The organism is Flavobacterium pisciphilum (assembly GCF_020905345.1).
GTDB lineage: Bacteria > Bacteroidota > Bacteroidia > Flavobacteriales > Flavobacteriaceae > Flavobacterium > Flavobacterium pisciphilum.
In genome coordinates this window covers 2,202,895-2,221,791 of the sequence record NZ_JAJJMO010000001.1, presented here as the reverse complement: position 1 = coordinate 2,221,791, position 18,897 = coordinate 2,202,895, and the positions used below count along the sequence as shown (strand labels likewise).

At 31.0% G+C, this 18,897-nt stretch carries 15 protein-coding genes; all 15 read left to right on the top strand.

Going from position 1 to position 18,897, the window contains the following annotated elements:
* The first annotated feature begins 9 nt into the window (after positions 1 to 9).
* The 15 genes from LNQ49_RS09175 to LNQ49_RS09105 all read left to right on the top strand — a co-directional run bounded on the left by LNQ49_RS09175 (position 10) and on the right by LNQ49_RS09105 (position 18,896).
* Positions 10 to 2,445 (top strand): exopolysaccharide transport family protein, encoded by a 2,436-nt coding sequence (locus tag LNQ49_RS09175; protein WP_229988478.1) that lies wholly within the window; start codon positions 10 to 12, stop codon positions 2,443 to 2,445.
* A gap of 26 nt (positions 2,446 to 2,471) precedes the next feature.
* Complete coding sequence (locus LNQ49_RS09170) at positions 2,472 to 3,449, top strand: SDR family oxidoreductase (RefSeq protein WP_229988477.1); 978 nt, start codon at positions 2,472 to 2,474, stop codon at positions 3,447 to 3,449.
* Between the two features lie 60 nt (positions 3,450 to 3,509).
* Positions 3,510 to 4,901, top strand: a complete 1,392-nt coding sequence (locus LNQ49_RS09165; protein ID WP_229988476.1) for a UDP-glucose 6-dehydrogenase — start codon at positions 3,510 to 3,512, stop codon at positions 4,899 to 4,901.
* Positions 4,902 to 4,963: 62 nt separating this feature from the next.
* Complete coding sequence (locus LNQ49_RS09160; protein WP_229988475.1) at positions 4,964 to 5,428, top strand: UpxY family transcription antiterminator; 465 nt, start codon at positions 4,964 to 4,966, stop codon at positions 5,426 to 5,428.
* Between the two features lie 308 nt (positions 5,429 to 5,736).
* Positions 5,737 to 7,020, top strand: a complete 1,284-nt coding sequence (locus LNQ49_RS09155; protein ID WP_229988474.1) for a nucleotide sugar dehydrogenase — start codon at positions 5,737 to 5,739, stop codon at positions 7,018 to 7,020.
* A gap of 43 nt (positions 7,021 to 7,063) precedes the next feature.
* A complete protein-coding gene (locus tag LNQ49_RS09150) occupies positions 7,064 to 8,071 on the top strand; it encodes a mannose-1-phosphate guanylyltransferase (RefSeq protein ID WP_229988473.1) in 1,008 nt (335 codons plus the stop codon).
* An 8-nt stretch (positions 8,072 to 8,079) separates the two neighbouring features.
* Positions 8,080 to 9,126, top strand: coding sequence for a dTDP-glucose 4,6-dehydratase (gene rfbB, locus LNQ49_RS09145; RefSeq protein WP_229988472.1), 1,047 nt, complete (start codon positions 8,080 to 8,082; stop codon positions 9,124 to 9,126).
* A gap of 62 nt (positions 9,127 to 9,188) precedes the next feature.
* Positions 9,189 to 11,666: an SLBB domain-containing protein gene (locus LNQ49_RS09140; protein ID WP_229988471.1), complete on the top strand. Its 2,478-nt coding sequence runs from the start codon at positions 9,189 to 9,191 to the stop codon at positions 11,664 to 11,666.
* A 16-nt stretch (positions 11,667 to 11,682) separates the two neighbouring features.
* On the top strand, positions 11,683 to 12,753 hold the full coding sequence (locus LNQ49_RS09135; protein WP_229988470.1) for a Wzz/FepE/Etk N-terminal domain-containing protein: 1,071 nt from the start codon (positions 11,683 to 11,685) through the stop codon (positions 12,751 to 12,753).
* Between the two features lie 36 nt (positions 12,754 to 12,789).
* Positions 12,790 to 13,977 (top strand): UDP-N-acetylglucosamine 4,6-dehydratase, encoded by a 1,188-nt coding sequence (locus tag LNQ49_RS09130; protein ID WP_229988469.1) that lies wholly within the window; start codon positions 12,790 to 12,792, stop codon positions 13,975 to 13,977.
* Between the two features lie 2 nt (positions 13,978 to 13,979).
* Positions 13,980 to 15,122: a LegC family aminotransferase gene (locus LNQ49_RS09125; protein ID WP_229988468.1), complete on the top strand. Its 1,143-nt coding sequence runs from the start codon at positions 13,980 to 13,982 to the stop codon at positions 15,120 to 15,122.
* Positions 15,112 to 15,735, top strand: a complete 624-nt coding sequence (locus LNQ49_RS09120; protein WP_229988467.1) for an acetyltransferase — start codon at positions 15,112 to 15,114, stop codon at positions 15,733 to 15,735. Before LNQ49_RS09125 ends, LNQ49_RS09120 begins: the two co-directional genes overlap by 11 nt.
* Before the next feature lie 2 nt (positions 15,736 to 15,737).
* Positions 15,738 to 16,760: an N-acetylneuraminate synthase gene (neuB, locus tag LNQ49_RS09115; RefSeq protein WP_229988466.1), complete on the top strand. Its 1,023-nt coding sequence runs from the start codon at positions 15,738 to 15,740 to the stop codon at positions 16,758 to 16,760.
* Positions 16,757 to 17,863 carry a UDP-N-acetylglucosamine 2-epimerase gene (neuC, locus tag LNQ49_RS09110; RefSeq protein ID WP_229988463.1) on the top strand — a complete coding sequence of 369 codons (1,107 nt, stop codon included), beginning with the start codon at positions 16,757 to 16,759 and terminating at the stop codon, positions 17,861 to 17,863. Before neuB ends, neuC begins: the two co-directional genes overlap by 4 nt.
* A complete protein-coding gene (locus LNQ49_RS09105; RefSeq protein WP_229988462.1) occupies positions 17,850 to 18,896 on the top strand; it encodes a nucleotidyltransferase family protein in 1,047 nt (348 codons plus the stop codon). The genes neuC and LNQ49_RS09105 overlap by 14 nt, the downstream gene beginning before the upstream one ends.
* Position 18,897: the final 1 nt, after the last annotated feature.

The window sequence follows — 18,897 nt, the reverse complement described above, 5'->3', positions numbered from 1 at the left end:
ACTTAGAAAATGTTAGATATAAAAGATTTTTCGATTTTTGACAATCAATCAAATTTTGATTTTAAAGGATTCTTGTTGAAAATTGGAGGATACTGGAAATGGTTTTTATTGAGTTTAATTATTGCTTTTACTATAGCTTATCAAGTAAATATACGCAAAGAAAAAATATATGGAATGGAAACTCTGATTTCCATAAAAGAAGAAAACAACCCATTTTTTACTTCAAATACAAGTTTAGTCTTTAATTGGGGTGGAACTTCTGACCAAATAAGTAGTACAACTACAGTTTTGCAATCTAGGTCACATAATGAGCTTGTTGTAGATAAATTACAATATTATATCGATTATTTAGAACAAGGAAAATACAATTTGGTAGATTCTTATGGAGCGGTTCCATTTTATGTGGCTATAGACAAATCGAAAGGACAGCTAGCTGGAGCTTTAATTAGTATTAAGTTTTTAAGCGCAAATGAATATGAAATTAGAATTCCTTTTGAGAACAATTCGGTTTCGTTAATTACTTATGCTAATAATTCATATAGTAATACAGCTGTGGAAATAGGGGAGTTTGTAAAAAAATATAAAGTTGGAGAACAAGTTTCATTGCCATTTTTAAATTGGAAGTTACAAATAAATGATAATCCTGGTTTTTATAAAGACAAAGAATATTTTGTAAAATTTAATGATTTCGATGGTACGGTTGGAAGATACCGAGGGGTTAGTGTACAGTCTGATGAAAGAGGAGGCTCGATACTTACGTTAGGGATGCAAGGGACTAATAAAGCAAGAATGGTTGAATATTTGAATTCGACTGTGAAGATGCTGATAAAAATTCAACTTGATAGTAAAAATCAATTTGCAACAAACACTATAAATTTTATAGATAGCACACTTGTAGCAATGGAATCTCAGTTAAAGCAGACAGGAGATGAGTTAAAGACCTTTAGGAAAGGTAAGAATGTTTATGATATAGAAGAAGGCGGGGGTAAGTTTTCAAACAAAATTATGGATTTTGATATTGAAAGAGATGAGATTACTCGTAAAATAGCATATTACAATTCGTTAAAAGCATATTTAAAAAATAGTGTTGATTATTCTAAATTGCCAGCACCATCAGTAGCAGGAATTGAAGATCCTAACATTGTTGTAAATGTTTCTAAATTAATATCTCTCTCTACGCAAAGATCGGAAATGGCTTATGCAGTAAAAAGCGATAAGATTTTTAAAGATTTTGACAATCAAATGATAGCAGTCAAAAATGTTTTGTTAGAAAATATTGCTTCAGCAAAATCTTCTCTACAATATGATTTGGCAATGGTAAATAGTAAAATTGGACAGACTGAAAGTACAATAAAGAAATTACCAGAAGAGCAACAAGAATTATTGAAGATTAAAAGGAAATACGATTTAAGTGATAATATTTACAGTACATTTCTTCAAAAAAGAAGTGAAGCTGATATTGTGAAAGCAGCTAACTTATCTGATATTCATTTTATAGATCCAGCTAAAGATGTAGGAGGAGGATTGATAGGGCCTAAAACATCAGTTAATTATGTTTTAGCATTGTTCTTGGGGTTGTTAATTCCTTTGCTGCTCATTTTGGTTATTTTCTTTATTAATAATTCAATTCAAAATATAGAGGATGTTAGTAAGCAAACACAGATTCCTTTAATTGGAGTAGTGGGTGTAAATAATGAAGTTTCAAATTTAGCAGTATTTGACAGACCTAAATCCGCATTGTCAGAGTCGTTTAGATCGATTCGTTCTTCTTTACAGTTTTTGTATAAAAAGCAACAAGTTGATGGGGCAAAGACCTTAATGATAACTTCATCTGTTAGTGGTGAAGGAAAAACATTTTGTTCTATTAATATAGCGACTGTTTTTGCCTTGAGTGAAAAAAGAACGGTTATAGTTGGTTTAGATTTAAGAAAGCCAAGATTGACAGAAGAGTTTCAATTGACTAATGATGTAGGGGTTGTTAATTATTTGATTAAGAAAAAAAGCTTAGCAGAAATTACAAATAAGACTAAAATTCCATTTTTAGATGTTATTCTCTCAGGGCCAATTCCTCCAAATCCTTCTGAGTTGATTTTAGGAGAAACAATGAAAGAATTTATTGATGAGTTGAAAATGAAGTATGATTATATAATTTTGGATACACCCCCGGTTGGACTTGTTTCAGATTCTTTAGAATTGGTGCAATACAGTGATGTTACACTGTATATTGTAAGACAAAATTATACCAAAAAGGATATGATCACGTTGTTAAATAATAGGATAAAGAGAGGAGAGTTGACAAATACAAGTATTGTTCTAAACGGATTTGAGAATAAAGCTAAATATGGTGCAACTTATGGTTATGGAAATTATTCTAACGGATATCATGAAGAATTAAAAAAAGAAAGTTTATTGAAAACGATTTTCAATAAATTGAATAAAAAATAATATCGAGTAATTTAAAAGCATTAATTATGGAAATACAAAGCACGATATTAATTACTGGAGGAGCTGGGTTTATTGGATCTAATCTCTGTGAATATTTTTTAGAAAAAGGTCATAAAGTTATTTGTTTAGATAATTTTTCAACAGGCCATCGACATAATATAAAAGATTTTATCTCTAATGTTGACTTTAAATTGATAGAAGGAGATATTCGAAATATTGCAGATTGTATTGCAGCAGTTCAAGGAGTTGATTATGTTTTACATGAAGCAGCTTTAGGTTCAGTTCCAAGGTCAATAAATGATCCGATTACAACGAATGATGTTAATGTCTCTGGGTTTCTAAATATGCTAGTGGCTTCAAGAGATGCTAAAGTAAAGCGATTTATTTATGCGGCAAGTTCTTCTACTTATGGAGATTCAGAAGGGTTACCAAAAGTGGAAGATGTGATAGGAAAACCATTATCGCCATACGCTATTACCAAATATGTAAATGAATTATATGCTGAAATTTTCAGTAGAACTTATGGTTTAGAAACAATAGGATTGCGTTATTTTAATGTTTTTGGAAGAAAACAAGATCCGCAGGGGGCTTATGCAGCTGTTATACCAAAGTTTGTAAAGCAATTAATAGCATTAGAAAGTCCTTTGATTAATGGTGATGGGAATTTCTCGCGTGATTTTACTTACATTGATAATGTTATACAGATGAATGCATTGGCTATTGCTACTCAGAATCCAGAAGCAGTTAATACGGTTTATAATACTGCATATGGAGATAGGAATACCTTAAATGACTTAGTTGGTTATTTGAAAAAATATTTATCTGAATACAATTCTAAAATTGCTTCAATAGAAGTGATATATGGGCCTAATAGAGCAGGAGATATTCCGCATTCCTTGGCCAGTATTGATAAAGCGAAAAGGTTACTAGAATATAATCCAAAATATTCACTTCAAGATGGTTTAAAAGAAGCTGTAGGATGGTATTGGAACAATTTAAAATAATAGCATTCTTCATTATAGAATGGCAAAATATAAAATAAAAACAGTTGTAAATTTAATTAAATGAAAATCACAAAGATTTGTTGTATTGGTGCAGGTTATGTTGGAGGGCCCACTATGGCAGTTATAGCGCAAAAATGCCCGCATATACAAGTTACAGTAGTTGATTTAAATGAGGAAAGAATCAAAGCATGGAATGACGAGGATACTAATAATATACCTATTTATGAACCAGGTCTTGATAAAATTGTAGCGGAAGCTAGGGGACGAAATTTATTTTTCTCTACAGATGTAGAGAAAGCCATAGATGAGGCTCAGATTATTTTTATATCTGTAAATACACCTACTAAAACCTATGGAAAAGGAAAAGGTATGGCAGCAGATTTGAAATATATTGAATTATGTGCAAGGCAAATTGCAAAAATTGCAAAAGATAATAAGATTGTAGTCGAAAAATCGACATTACCAGTACGAACAGCCGAGGCTATTAAGAGTATTTTGGACAATACAGGAAATGGAGTTCAGTTCCAAATCTTGTCAAATCCCGAATTTCTAGCAGAAGGCACTGCGGTTACAGATTTACTAAATCCAGATAGAATACTGATTGGTGGAGATTCTACACCAGAAGGTAAAGATGCAATAGAAGCTTTAGTAGAAGTGTATTCAAATTGGGTAACATTAGATAAAATACTGACTACAAATGTTTGGTCATCAGAGTTGTCAAAGTTGACTGCAAATGCATTTTTAGCTCAAAGAATTTCTTCGATTAATGCTATGTCTGAATTATGTGAGAAGACAGGAGCTGATGTAAATGAAGTGGCTAGAGCAATTGGAATGGATACTAGAATTGGTTCGAAATTTCTTAAAGCTTCAGTTGGATTTGGAGGATCGTGCTTTCAAAAAGATATTTTAAATTTAGTATATATTGCTAAAACCTATGGATTAGATGAAGTAGCTGATTATTGGGAGCAGGTAATTATTATGAATGATCATCAGAAGAAAAGGTTTTCGAATAAAATAGTTCAGACGTTATATAATACTGTTTCAGGTAAAAAGATAACATTTTTGGGATGGGCTTTTAAAAAGGATACAAATGATACGCGTGAGTCAGCGGCTATTTATGTGGCAGATGATTTGATTAATGAACAAGCTAAGATTGCTGTTTATGATCCTAAAGTTTCTAGAGAAAAAATGTTGAATGATTTAAGTTATTTGGAAACTAGAAACTTAGATGAGAATATAAAAGCAGTTGCTACTTTTGAAAATGCTTATGATGCTTGTAATGGTGCTCATGCAATTGCAGTCTTAACTGAGTGGGATGAATTTGTGGTATATGATTGGAAAAGAATTTATGATTCAATGCAAAAGCCGGCTTTTGTTTTTGATGGAAGAAATATATTAAACAAAGAAGAGTTAAATAAAATTGGATTTGTATATCTCGGAATTGGGTCATGAAATCAAGATTGTAATTGATTAAGAGTTGCAGTATTAATGTTTTCATAACAAAGTAGATAATAATGAATTGGTATGTAGTTTATACAAAACCCAAATGGGAAAAGAAAGTTGCGGATCAATTAAATAAGATAGGGATAAGCTGTTATTGTCCGTTAATTACTCAAATAAGACAGTGGTCAGATAGAAAGAAAAAAGTAGAAGTGCCGTTGTTTAATTCTTATGTTTTTGTTCAATTAGAAGATTTGGATAGAAATTTAGTGTTTCAAACTCCAGGGGTAATTCGCTATTTGTTTTGGTTAGGTAAACCGGCTATTGTGCGTGATGAAGAGATTAAAATTATTAAAAGTAGTATAGAATCTCCAATTATTAGCGAAATTTCAGTTGTTCCATTTAAAATAGGAGATAAAATAAAGCTAGATTCAGGAGCTTTTAGTGATCAGGATGCAGTAGTTCAAGAGATTTCCAATACTCATTATATATTGGTTTTAGAAACATTAGGTTGTGTTCTAAAGATAAAACACAAATAAATTAACAAGGTAAGTGTTAGTGATTTGTAAGAAGCCATACAAATAAAGAGTCACTAATTTTAGTGATTTTTTTATGCTTTATTTTTATAACGGATGAATTTTCATATTGACTTTTAGTTGATTGTATTTTTTTTGTGTTGAATAGCCTGTTTTTTTTAATGTTTCGGTAATCTTTACTGTTGAATTAATAGGCTTATTATGGTATATTTGCCAAAAATGTATGTTCGCTTATCTGAGTCAAAAATGTGACTTGGATAAGCGAAGCTGTGTAAATAAATGATTAAAATAACTATAAAAAACTAGTAGTAATGGAGGAAAACGTAAAAATAGCAGTTATAGGCTTAGGTTATGTTGGCTTGCCATTGGCTAGGTTATTTGCTACAAAATATTCGGTTGTTGGTTTCGACATTAATCAATCAAGAATTAATTCGTTACAGTTGGGTACTGATACAACACTAGAAGTTGATGATGAAACTTTGCAAAAAGTTTTACTTGATAAAGTAGGAGATAGTATTGGTTTGTATTGTACCTCAAAAATAGAAAATATAATAGATTGCAATTATTATATAGTAACAGTTCCTACTCCAGTAGATAAGAATAATAGACCAGATTTAACGCCTTTATATAAATCAAGTGAAACTGTTGGTTCAGTTTTAAAAAAAGGAGACATAGTTATTTATGAATCTACTGTTTATCCAGGAGTAACCGAAGAAGAATGTGTTCCTGTTTTGGAGAAAATATCAGGATTAAGATATAATATTGATTTTTATGCAGGGTATTCGCCAGAGCGTATTAATCCAGGTGATAAAGAACATACAGTTGAGAAGATTTTAAAAGTTACATCGGGCTCCACTCCAGAAATAGGGAAAAAAGTCGATGAACTATATAATACTGTTATTATAGCGGGAACCCATTTAGCACCAACTATAAAAGTAGCTGAGGCTGCTAAGGTTATTGAAAATTCACAAAGAGATATTAATATTGCGTTTGTAAATGAACTAGCTAAAATATTCAATTTAATGGATATTGATACTCAGGCTGTTTTAGAAGCTGCAGGAACTAAATGGAATTTTCTACCATTTAAACCAGGATTGGTTGGAGGCCATTGTATAGGTGTCGATCCTTATTATTTGGCACAAAGAGCTCAGGAATTTGGTTATCATCCTGAAATTATTTTAGCAGGACGACGTTTAAATGATAGTATGGGAGAATATATCGCTTCACAAGTAGTGAAGTTAATGTTAAAGAAAGGGATTTATGTAAATGGAGCTAACCTTTTAATGCTTGGAATTACATTTAAAGAAAATTGCCCAGATGTCCGTAATACCAAAATTGTTGATTTAATAAAAGCTTTGAAAGAATATGGCATCACAATTACAATATTCGATCCATTAGCTAGTTTAGAAGAGGTAGATAAAGAATATAGATTAGATATAACCAATATAATTCCTAATCAAAAATTTGATGCGGTTGTTTTAGGAGTAGCCCATGCTGAATTTTTGAATTTAAACTTTTCAGAATTACAAAAAGAGAATAGCTTGTTGTATGATGTAAAAGGAGTGTTAGGAAATATTGCTGATAATAGGCTATAAAAATAAGTGATTATTACCTTTTTTTATTAGTAAAAAATAAATTATGAATACAATGAATTCTATTACACATGTTGTTTTGACGGGGGGAATAGGAAGTAGATTATGGCCGCTTTCTCGTAAAAGTATGCCTAAGCAATATTTAGAGATATTCGAAGATAAATCGTTGTTTGAAATGACGGTAGAACGAAATGCTAATTTGGCAGATAAAGTTATGGTTGTCGGAAATGTAGATAACTGCCACTTGAGTGAAAAGGTAATGAATAAGCTAGGAAAGGATTATATTAATATTGTTGAATCAACTCCCAGAAATACAGCGGCGGCTATTGCTTTTGCTGCATTTGCTTCTCAACCTAATGATATATTGATTGTAACTCCTTCGGATCATATTATTGACGAAATGGATCAATATAATGAAGCTATAAAAAAAGCAATTGCTAGAGCAGAAGAAGGTTATATTGTAACTTTTGGAATTGTACCTACAAAACCAGAAACTGGTTATGGATATATAGAATCAAAAGGAGATGATGTAATTTCTTTTCGTGAAAAACCTAATAGTGTTACTGCAAAGGATTTTATAGCTAGAGGTAATTTTTTATGGAATAGTGGAATGTTTTGCTTCAAGGCGAGTGTTCTATTAGATGAATTAAAAGCATATCAGCCTGAAGTATATGAAAAGGCTAAAAGAACTTGGGAGAAAAATATAAATGGTAATCTAGATTTAGATTTGTCACTAGATATTCCTTCTATAAGTATTGATTATGCTGTTATGGAGCGTAGTAAAAAGATTAAAGTAGTACCAGCATCTTTTGCTTGGTCAGATTTAGGATCTTTTGAGTCAGTGTACGATTATTTAATTTCTAAAGGGCACTTTGTTGATAAATATGGGAATATGGTAATAGGTTCTGATAAATATACAACATTTTTAGGATTGAAAAACACTATTTTTGTATGTACAGATACAGCGAATTTGATATTGCAAAAAGAAAATTCACAAGATGTGAAAGATTTATATGGTGAATTAGAAAGCCAAAACTCTGAATTATTGAATTAGTGATTAAAATGAAAAAACTACTTATAACTGGAGGTGCTGGATTTATTGGTTCGCACGTAGTGAGACGTTTTGTGACGAAATATCCACAATATCATATTTTTAATTTAGATGTACTAACTTACGCAGGTAATCTTGAAAATATAAAAGATATTGAAGATGAACCAAATTATACCTTTGTTAAAGGAGATATAGTTGATGAGTTTTTTATAAATAAACTTTTTTCTGAAAATGAATTTGAAGGAGTACTGCACTTAGCAGCTGAATCTCATGTCGATCGTTCAATAGAAGATCCTCTTTCATTTGTAAAGACAAATGTTATTGGTACAATGAATTTATTGAATGCAGCAAAAAATCAATGGAAAAATAATCAAGTAGGGAAAAGGTTTTATCATATTAGTACTGATGAGGTTTATGGATCGCTTGGCGCTGAAGGATTGTTTACAGAAAAAACATCTTATGATCCCAATTCACCTTATTCAGCTTCAAAAGCTAGTTCAGATCATTTTGTACGGGCATACGGAGAAACATACGGTTTGCCTTATGTTTTAACAAATTGCTCCAATAATTATGGTTCTTATCACTTTCCAGAAAAATTAATTCCACTTTTTATTAATAATATTATCAATAATAAGCCATTGCCGGTATATGGAGATGGTAATTATACGCGTGATTGGTTATTTGTAGAGGACCATGCTATAGCAATTGATTTAGTATTTCATGAAGGTAAAAATCATGAAACCTATAATATTGGAGGTTTTAATGAATGGAAGAATATTGATTTGGTTAAATTGTTGTGCCAAATCATGGATGAGAAATTAGGAAGAGATAAAGGAGCTTCACAAAAATTAATTACTTACGTAAAAGATAGACCAGGACATGATTTGCGTTATGCAATTGATGCTTCCAAAATAAATAAAGAATTAGGGTGGAAGCCTTCTGTAACTTTTGAAGAAGGGCTTGAGAAAACCATAAATTGGTATTTAAGTAATGAACAGTGGTTAAAAAACGTAACTTCAGGAACTTATAAAGATTATTATAAAAAACAATATTCTTAAAGATTGTAATTTCTAATCCAAAATCAGCGATTAACTAAATGAATTTTATTTTAAAATTAATTATGAAAAAGATAACGGCAGTACTAATATTATTTTTTACTCTTTTGGTGTCATTAAATATGTCAGCTCAGGATATTCTAAAGTCTAAAGATCTAAGTACTGTTAAGGTCGATTATTTGTCGGGTAGTGATATTAGTAAAATTAAAAATCAATTAGAAGCGAAAGATCTTACTATAGATGATGCAGAGGAAGCAATTTTATCAAAAGGAATGAGTAAATCTGAATTTTCAAAATTAAAAGCCAGATTGGAAGAAGCTTCTAGGAAAGATCCAAAAAAGAAGGATTCTAAAGATAAGAATTCTGATGGTAAGGATTCTGATGGCAAGGATTCTGATGGTAAGGATAGTAAAAAGAAAAAGACTGAGTTTGGAAGGAAACAACAAGAGATTATTAATAATAAAATAAAAGATTCAGTAAATGCTTTAATCTTTGGTTCAGAGTTGTTTGATAATCCGACATTAAATTTTGAGCCCGATTTGAAATTGGCAACACCAATGAATTATATTTTAGGCCCTGGTGATGAGTTACAAATTAGTGTTTATGGTGTTCAGGAATTTGAAGATAATATTCCTGTAAGCGTTGAAGGAAAGATTACAATACAATATGTTGGTCAAATTGCTATTTCAGGAATGACGATTGAAGCAGCTACACAAAAAATCAGGGCAGCCATAGCAAAAGTATATAGTACAGTTAGATCAGGTCAATCACAGGTAAGTGTTAGTTTAGCACAGATTAGAACAATTAAAGTTACTATTGTAGGTGGTAAACAACCAGGCAATTATTCGGTGTCCTCTTTGGCAACAGTTTACAATGCTTTGCATTTAGCAGGAGGGCCAGGGAAAAATGGAAGCTATAGAAATATTGAACTGCTTCGTAATAATAAGGTTTATAGAAATATTGATATCTATAAATTTTTAGTAAAAGGAGATCAGTCAGATAATGTGAATTTAAAAGAAAATGATGTAATTCGAATTCCAGCCTATAGTCAGAGAGTAACAGTAGAAGGTGAAGTAAAACGTCCTGGAGTTTTTGAGATGAAAAAAGGAGAGACTTTTTTTGATTTATTGTCCTTTGCTTCAGGGTTTAATGAATTTGCTTATACAACCTCTGTAAATATTTTACAAAAAACGGGAAAAGAGTTTAAAGTACATGATGTAAATGAAAGTGAATTTAAAATATATCAACCACAATCTGGAGATGTTGTTAAAGTAGCGAAAATTTTGAATCGATTTGAAAATCGTATTCAAATTGAAGGAGCTGTTTTTAGACCCGATTTCTATTCTTTTATGGAAGGAATGCGTATATCTGAATTAATAACACGTGCAGAAGGCTTGAAAGAAGATGCATATACTAAAAGAGCAAGAATTATCCGTTTAAAATCGGATTTAACAACAGAGATTGTAAATGTTGATTTAGCAAGTGCTTTGTCTGGAGATTTAAACTCTGATGTACTTTTGAAAAGGGAGGATATTGTTACAGTATATTCTATTTTAGATTTTAGAGAAGAATATAAAGTTACGATTGATGGTGAAATTAAAAATCCAGGAGAGTATGAATTTTATGAAAATTTAACTTTAAATGATTTGGTTGTTCAGGTTGGAGGATTAACAGGATCAGCATCAAAACGTGTAGAGGTTGCAAGAATGAAAAAATCAGATGCAATTGATGATGCAGACCCTAAACGGGTAGACGTATTTGAACTTGAAATTAATGAAGGTAATAATGAACAGATAAAAAACTTTGAGTTAATGCCATTTGATGTGATTAATGTACGAAGAATGGCTGTTTATGAAAAACCTGAAATGGTTAAGATTAGCGGAGCAATTTCTTATCCTGGTAAATATGTATTGGCTAACAAAAAAGAAACTGTTTATAATGTTGTAATGCGTGCTGGGGGACTAACATCTATTGCGAATTTGGATGGGATGAAAATTAAAAGACCTATCAAAGAAGAGCAAATAGAAAAATTACAAAGTATTGACTTGAATCTAATAAAAGGGGATTCTTTAAAGGAAAAACAATTAGTTAAAAAATTAAAAGACGAACTAAAATATGCTACTATTCCTGTGGATTGGGAAAGAATTGTAAAAGACAAAAATCATTACTCAAATGTTACTTTATTTCCTGGTGATGAAATAGAAGTTGCTACTTATAATGAAGGTGTAAAAGTAACAGGAAATGTATTACTAACATCTGAAATTCCATATAGAAGTGGTAAAAGTTTCAAGTATTATTTAAATGCAGTTGGAGGTGTTGACAATATGGGATGGAAGAAAAAGGCTTATATAATATATCCAAATGGGAAAGCTGCAGTAGCAAGTTCTTTCTTATTCTTTAGATCATATCCTAAGGTAACTCCAGATTCTCAAATTGTGGTTCCTGAAAAACCAGTAGTTAAAAAGATGACTGCTGGGGAATGGGTTGGTATTGGTAGCGTAATTTCGAGTTTGGCATTGTTGGTTATAACTGCTTTTAAATAAAAAATAATTTCTAAGAATGGATAATAGACCTATTGAAAACGATGAGATTTCGTTAAAAGAGTTATTAGAAAAAGTAAAGGAATGGTATAACTATTTATTGTCGAAATGGAAAATTATCGTATTGGCAGGAATACTAGGAGCCACTTTGGGATTAACCTATTCATTTATAAAAAAACCAGTCTATACTGCTACTTTATCGTTTGCTTTAGAGGATGAAAAATCTGGTGGTGGTTTGGGAAGTGCATTAGGTTTAGCAGGTTCATTGGGGTTAGATTTAGGTGGTAGTGGTGGAAGTATTTTTACGGGGTCAAATTTGACAGAGTTATTTAAATCTCGTAGAATGGTTGAACAGACATTATTGACTCCTGTTGATTACAACGGTAAAAGAATTTCTTTGGCAGAAATGTATATAGAAATTAATGAGTTAAGAGATAGCTGGAAGACTAATCCTAAGTTCGCTAATATTATTTTTTTGCCTAATAGGAATCGTGATAAATTTACACGAGTTCATGACAGTATTTTAGGTTCAATTTATCAAGGCGTATCTAAGGGAGGATTGGTTGTTGGTCAAAAAGATAAAAAAATATCAATTATTTCAATTGATATGTCCTCTACTAATGAATTATTTGCCAAATATTTTTGTGAAGCGTTGGCGAAAGAAGTATCTAATTTTTATGTAGACACTAAGAGTAAAAAGGCAAGAATGAATATGGCTATCTTGCAAAGGCAAACTGATTCTATTCGTGGAGAACTAAATGGATCTATTACTGGTGTTGCAGTTGCAAATGATAATACTTTTAATTTAAATCCAGCTATGAACGTCCGTAGAGCCCCTTCGGCAAGGAGACAAGTAGATGTACAAGCTAATACTGCTATTTTAACAGAATTAGTAAAGCAAAGCGAATTAGCAAAAGTAACATTACGTAAAGAAACACCATTGATACAAGTTATTGATAAGCCTATTTTGCCTTTATTTAAGGATCGTTTTGGTAAAGCAAAAGGGGTTGTACTCGGTGGTTTTTTAGCTGTACTATTAATGATTATTGGTTTAATAGTTCGTAAAGTAGGGAAAGAATTGTCGGTTTAATTATTTCTAAATAATAATATTTTAAGCATATTAATAATGAACATTCTTAAATTAATTGGTAGAGACAAAGAAATATTTAATAATGATATTTTAGTTTATGAAAATGCATTAAAAGATGAGGTTCAAGGATCTAGTTTTTTGGTTATTGGTGGAGCTGGCTCTATTGGGCAGGCTGTCACTAAAGAGATTTTTAAACGCAATCCACTAAAGTTGCATGTTGTAGATATTAGTGAGAATAACATGGTAGAGCTAGTAAGAGATTTGAGAAGTTCATACGGTTATATTGATGGTGATTTTCAGACATTTGCATTGGATATTGGGTCAATTGAATATGATGCTTTTATAAAATCAGATGGTAAATATGATTACGTGTTAAATTTATCTGCTTTAAAACATGTGAGAAGTGAAAAGGATTCTTTCACTTTAATGCGGATGATTGATGTTAATATTTTTAATACAGAGAAAACATTGCGGCAATCTATTGATAAGGGAACAAAAAAATATTTTTGTGTTTCTACAGATAAAGCAGCTAATCCAGTAAATATGATGGGCGCTTCTAAAAGGATTATGGAAATGTATTTAATGCGTAAAAGTCAACAAATTAAAATTTCCACAGCTCGATTCGCTAATGTAGCTTTTTCTGATGGTTCTTTATTACATGGTTTTAATCAGCGAATTATAAAAAGACAGCCAATTGTGGCACCAAATGATATTAAACGTTATTTTGTCACTCCTAAAGAATCAGGAGAACTTTGTTTAATGTCTTGTATTTTTGGAGATAACAGGGATATTTTTTTTCCTAAATTAAATGAGAATTTGCATTTGATTTCTTTTGCAGATATTGCAGTAAAGTATTTAGCTGAAATTGGATATGAACCTTATTTATGTGAGTCTGAAGAAGAAGCTAGAAAAAATGTAGAAGAATTGATTAAGCAAAAAAAATGGCCATGCTTATTTACCGGAAGTGATACAACTGGAGAGAAAGATTTTGAAGAATTTTTCACAGATAAGGAAGTTTTAGATATGGATCGATTTGATAATCTAGGAATTATTAAAAACGATGTTAATTTTAATAATATAAAGCTAGAAAATTTCACTAAACGGATAAATGAAATGAAAATAAATTTATTTTGGAGTAAGGATGAAATTGTTAGCTTATTTCATGATATGATACCTAATTTCGGACATAAAGAAACAGGAAAATATTTAGATTCAAAAATGTAATTATGTCAGATTTTAATTCAGTTATTTCGTTTATTAAAGCACAATATAAAACTGATAATTTTATTCCGTTGCATGTTCCTCATTTTGGTGGAAACGAAAAAAAATATTTAATAGAAACTATTGATTCTACATTTGTATCTTCTGTTGGTGCTTATGTTGATAAATTTGAAATAATGATGCAAAGCATCACTCAGACTGAAAAAGCTGTGGCTGTTGTAAATGGTACAGCTGCAATTCAAGTAGCTCTGCGGTTAATAGGCGTGAAAGCGGGAGATGAAGTACTTACGCAAGCTTTGACATTTGTCGCAACAGCTAATGCAATTGCGTATCTAAATGCAACTCCAATTTTTCTGGATGTTGATTTAGATACAATGGGGTTGTCTCCTAAAGCAGTTTCTTTATTTCTTGAAGAGAATGGAGACTTAAGGGAAGATGGTTGTTATAATAAAAAAACTGGAAAAAGAATAAGTGCTTGTTTGCCAATGCATACATTTGGATTCCCAGTACATGTAGATGAGTTAATCGCAATTTGTGATACTTGGAAAATTCCAGTGATTGAAGATGCTGCTGAATCATTAGGGAGTGAATATAAAGGGAAACCAACTGGTAGTTTTGGGAAATTAGGAACTTTTTCATTTAATGGAAACAAAATAGTAACTAGTGGAGGTGGAGGTGTTATTGTTTCTAATGATCTTAAATTAGGAGAAAGAGCCAAGTATTTAACTACTACTGCAAAAATTCCGCACCCTTATGAATATGTTCATGATGAAATGGGGTATAATTTTCGAATGCCAAATCTAAACGCAGCTTTAGCTTGTGCACAATTGGAACAGTTGAATAGTTTTTTAGAAAATAAAAGGGTATTAGCAAAAGAGTACGAATCTTTTTTTGCTACTAACGGTGTGAAATTTAGAACAGAAACACCAGAAACCAAAGCAAATTATTGGCTGATGTGTGTGGAGTTAGATAGCAAAGTTGATAGAGATTTGTTTTTAGAAGGAACTAATGCTAATGGAGTAATGACCCGACCTATATGGCAATTAATGTATCGTTTACCTATGTATGCAAATTGTCAAAGAGACGAACAGATTAATGCCGAATTTTTAGAAGAACGAATTGTAAATATACCTAGTAGTGTCAGATAAATCAGTTATTCTTATTGGGTATTCAGGACATGCTTATGTAGTTGCTGAAACAGTTTTAGAGAATGGTTTTGAAATTATCGGATATTCTGATAAAGAGGAAGCTGGTTCTGATCCTTATAATCTAGTTTACTTAGGATTTGAAAGAGAAAATGATTTTATTGGGTGGTTGAAAGAAATTCCTTTTGTACTTGGAATTGGAGATAATAAGTTGAGACAAAATATCGCAAATTTGATTGAAGGTAAAGGAAAAGAAATTCAAACGACTATACATAAGACTGCTCATATTTCAATAAATGCTATAATAGGTACAGGTAGTTTTATAAATAAAAATGTATCTGTTAATTCACTTGTAAGAATTGGTAAAAATGTAATTTTGAATACGGGTTGTATTATTGAACATGAATGTGTTTTACAGGATGCTGTTCATGTTGCACCAGGTGCAGTTCTTGCTGGTAATGTTACTATTGGTGAAAGAACATTTGTGGGAGCTAATTCAGTAATAAAGCAAGGAGTAATTATTGGTAAGGATGTTATAATTGGAGCTGGATCCGTTATTATTTCTAATATTCCGGATGGAAAAAAAGTGGTAGGAAATCCAGGTAGAATAATATAAGTATGAGTAAAGTAATTATTATTGCGGAAGCTGGCGTAAATCATAATGGGGATATACAAATAGCAAAAAAATTAATTGATGCTGCTGTAGATGCGGGTGTTGACTATGTCAAATTTCAAACTTTTAAAGCAGATAACTTAGTCAGTAAATCAGCTAAGAAAGCCAATTATCAAAGTGTTAATATTAACGATGGTGATGATTCTCAATATGCAATGCTAAAAAAATTAGAACTAAGCCATGAAAATCATTTAGAATTATTGTCTTATTGTTCTGAAAGAAATATTAATTTTTTTTCCACTGCATTTGATATTGAAGGAGTGAAATACTTAAATAGTTTAGGGCTTACTTTTTTTAAAATTCCAAGTGGAGAAATTACAAATTATCCTTATTTAAGAGCTATTGCTTTATGTAGAAAACCTGTTGTTATGTCAACAGGCATGTGCACTGAAATAGAAATCAAAAATGCATTAGATGTGTTAATTAAGTTTGGATTGAAAAAAGAATTGATTTCTATATTGCATTGTAATACAGAATATCCAACACCTATGAAAGATGTTAATCTTAAGGCTATGTTGGCAATACAAAAAAACTTTGATGTGCAAATAGGATATTCAGATCATACACTTGGTATTGAAGTGCCTATAGCAGCAGTTGCTATGGGGGCGAGAATAATTGAGAAGCATTTTACTTTGGACAGAACTTTACCCGGGCCAGATCATGTAGCTTCTCTTGAACCAAAGGAATTAAAAGAGATGGTAAGAGCAATTCGTAATATAGAGTTAGCGATAGGAGGTGATGGTGAAAAAGTGCCAAGCGAAAGCGAAACTAAGAATATTATAATTGCCAGAAAAAGTATTTTTATTAATAGGAATTTATCAAAAGGACATATTATTACGGATGATGATATTATTTCATTGAGGCCAGGAGATGGAATTTCTCCAATGGAATGGGAAAATATAGTTGGTAAAATTCTGACAACTGATAAAAATGAGTTTGATAAACTTTTATTTTCGGACATTCAATGAGAGTAGGAGTATTAACTAGCTCAAGAGCAGATTACGGAATATATCTACCATTACTTCAAAAAATGAAAAATGATTCTTTTTTTAAAATGGAGATTATTGCGTTTGGTACACATTTGTCAAAAAGTCATGGCTATACATTAAATGAGATAACAAAGGATGGCTATAATTGTATTCACATGATTTCTTCATTGATTTCAAATGATGATGAGCAATCAATAACTTCTTCATATGGTTTGACTGTTTTAAAGTTTGCGGACTTTTGGCAAAATTATAAATATGATTTAGTATTTTGTTTAGGAGATCGCTTTGAAATGAGTGCTGCTGTACAGGCGGGTATCCCTTTTGGAATAAAATTTGCTCACATACATGGAGGTGAAACTACATTGGGAGCAATAGACAATGTTTATCGTCATCAGATTTCTTTAGCTTCAATTCTCCATCTTACAGCCACCGATGTTTTTAATAAGAAAGTTCAAAGCTTGTTAGATTCTAATGAAAATATTTTTACTACAGGATCTTTGAGTTTAAACGGAATTGAAAACTTTGTTCCTATTGAAAGAAAAAGTTTTTTTGAAAAGTTTGATATACTTGATGAAGATTTTATCTTAGTTACTTTTCATCCTGAAACAATGTCGCTAAAAGATAATGTGTTATATGCTCAAGAGATGGGGAGCGCATTGAAAAAAATCGCAAAAGATATATTTATTGTGATTACAATGCCCAATGCAGATACTCAAGGTTCAATTTATCGAGAAGTTATTGAAAAAATAGAATTACCTAATAGAATTTTGCTAATTGAGAATTTTGGAAAAATCAACTATTTTTCAGCAATGTATTATGCTAAAATATTATTAGGGAATACTTCAAGCGGAATTTTAGAAGCCGCTTCATTTGGAAAATTTGTTGTGAATGTTGGGGATAGGCAAAAAGGCCGATTGCAAAGTGATAATATTATAAATTGTGAGTTTAAAGAAGAGGCAATTGTCTCTTCGGTTTTTAAAGCTATTAGTTTAAAAACTTATAATGGTCATAATGTTTATTTTGAATCTAATGCAGCAGATAATATAATTAAAATTACTAAGAATTTTTATGAGAATTTATAAAGACCATTTAATTCTTTCAGGAAGTAAAATTAAACAAGCTTTACTTCAATTTAATGAGTTATCACAAGATGCGATACTTTTTGTCGTTGATAGTGACGACAAACTAATTGGTGCATTAACAGACGGAGATGTTAGACGAGGATTACTTAAAGGATTTACCATAGATTGCAATGTTGATGAGATTATTCAAGACAATCCACGATATATAATTAAAGGTGAAAATAATCTAAAAAAAATTATTGAATATCGAGAAGGTGATTTTCGAATAGTTCCAGTTGTTGATGAAAATCACAAAGTAGTTAATGTTATTAACTTTAGAAAAATTAGATCTTATCTACCAATTGATGCTGTTATTATGGCCGGAGGTAGAGGTCAGAGATTACAGCCGTTAACGGATACTGTTCCTAAACCACTTCTAAAAGTTGGGGACAAGGCAATTATGGAACATAATTTGGATCGTTTGGCTTTATTTGGAATAGATGATTTTTGGGTTTCAGTAAAATATTTAGGAGAACAAATAGAAAGCCATTTTGGAAAAGGTGAAGACAAGAATGTAAAAATCGAATATGTTTGGGAGAATGAACCATTAGGAACTATTGGTGCAGTTTCGAAAATAAAAAATTTTGAACATGACTATATTCTTGTAACAAATTCAGACTTGTTAACAAATATTGATTATGAACAGTTTTTTCTTGAATTTATAAGACAAGATGCAGATTTAGCTGTGTTAACTATTCCGTATCAAGTGAATATACCTTATGCTGTTTTGGAGACAAATAATGGATCAGTAAAAAGTTTTAAAGAAAAGCCGACTTATACTTATTATTCAAATGGAGGAATTTATTTAATAAAAAAGAAAATGTTAAGTTTTATACCGAAAGACACTTTTTTTAATGCAACAGATTTAATGGAAGAATTGATTAATAAAAAACTAAAAGTAATTTCTTTCCCATTTTCTGGTTATTGGTTAGATGTGGGAAAACATGAAGATTTTGAGAAAGCCCATATAGATATTAATAATATAAAATTTTAAA

What these genes read in the sequence shown, in the direction of transcription:
- LNQ49_RS09170 (WP_229988477.1), top strand. Translation starts at nt 2,472, where the DNA reads ATGGAAATACAAAGCACGATATTAATTACTGGAGGAGCTGGGTTTATT.
- rfbB (WP_229988472.1), top strand. Translation starts at nt 8,080, where the DNA reads ATGAAAAAACTACTTATAACTGGAGGTGCTGGATTTATTGGTTCGCAC.
- LNQ49_RS09125 (WP_229988468.1), top strand. Translation starts at nt 13,980, where the DNA reads ATGTCAGATTTTAATTCAGTTATTTCGTTTATTAAAGCACAATATAAA.
- LNQ49_RS09150 (WP_229988473.1), top strand. Translation starts at nt 7,064, where the DNA reads ATGAATACAATGAATTCTATTACACATGTTGTTTTGACGGGGGGAATA.
- neuC (WP_229988463.1), top strand. Translation starts at nt 16,757, where the DNA reads ATGAGAGTAGGAGTATTAACTAGCTCAAGAGCAGATTACGGAATATAT.
- LNQ49_RS09105 (WP_229988462.1), top strand. Translation starts at nt 17,850, where the DNA reads ATGAGAATTTATAAAGACCATTTAATTCTTTCAGGAAGTAAAATTAAA.
- LNQ49_RS09155 (WP_229988474.1), top strand. Translation starts at nt 5,737, where the DNA reads ATGGAGGAAAACGTAAAAATAGCAGTTATAGGCTTAGGTTATGTTGGC.
- LNQ49_RS09160 (WP_229988475.1), top strand. Translation starts at nt 4,964, where the DNA reads ATGAATTGGTATGTAGTTTATACAAAACCCAAATGGGAAAAGAAAGTT.
- LNQ49_RS09175 (WP_229988478.1), top strand. Translation starts at nt 10, where the DNA reads ATGTTAGATATAAAAGATTTTTCGATTTTTGACAATCAATCAAATTTT.
- LNQ49_RS09130 (WP_229988469.1), top strand. Translation starts at nt 12,790, where the DNA reads ATGAACATTCTTAAATTAATTGGTAGAGACAAAGAAATATTTAATAAT.
- LNQ49_RS09165 (WP_229988476.1), top strand. Translation starts at nt 3,510, where the DNA reads ATGAAAATCACAAAGATTTGTTGTATTGGTGCAGGTTATGTTGGAGGG.
- LNQ49_RS09140 (WP_229988471.1), top strand. Translation starts at nt 9,189, where the DNA reads ATGAAAAAGATAACGGCAGTACTAATATTATTTTTTACTCTTTTGGTG.
- LNQ49_RS09135 (WP_229988470.1), top strand. Translation starts at nt 11,683, where the DNA reads ATGGATAATAGACCTATTGAAAACGATGAGATTTCGTTAAAAGAGTTA.
- neuB (WP_229988466.1), top strand. Translation starts at nt 15,738, where the DNA reads ATGAGTAAAGTAATTATTATTGCGGAAGCTGGCGTAAATCATAATGGG.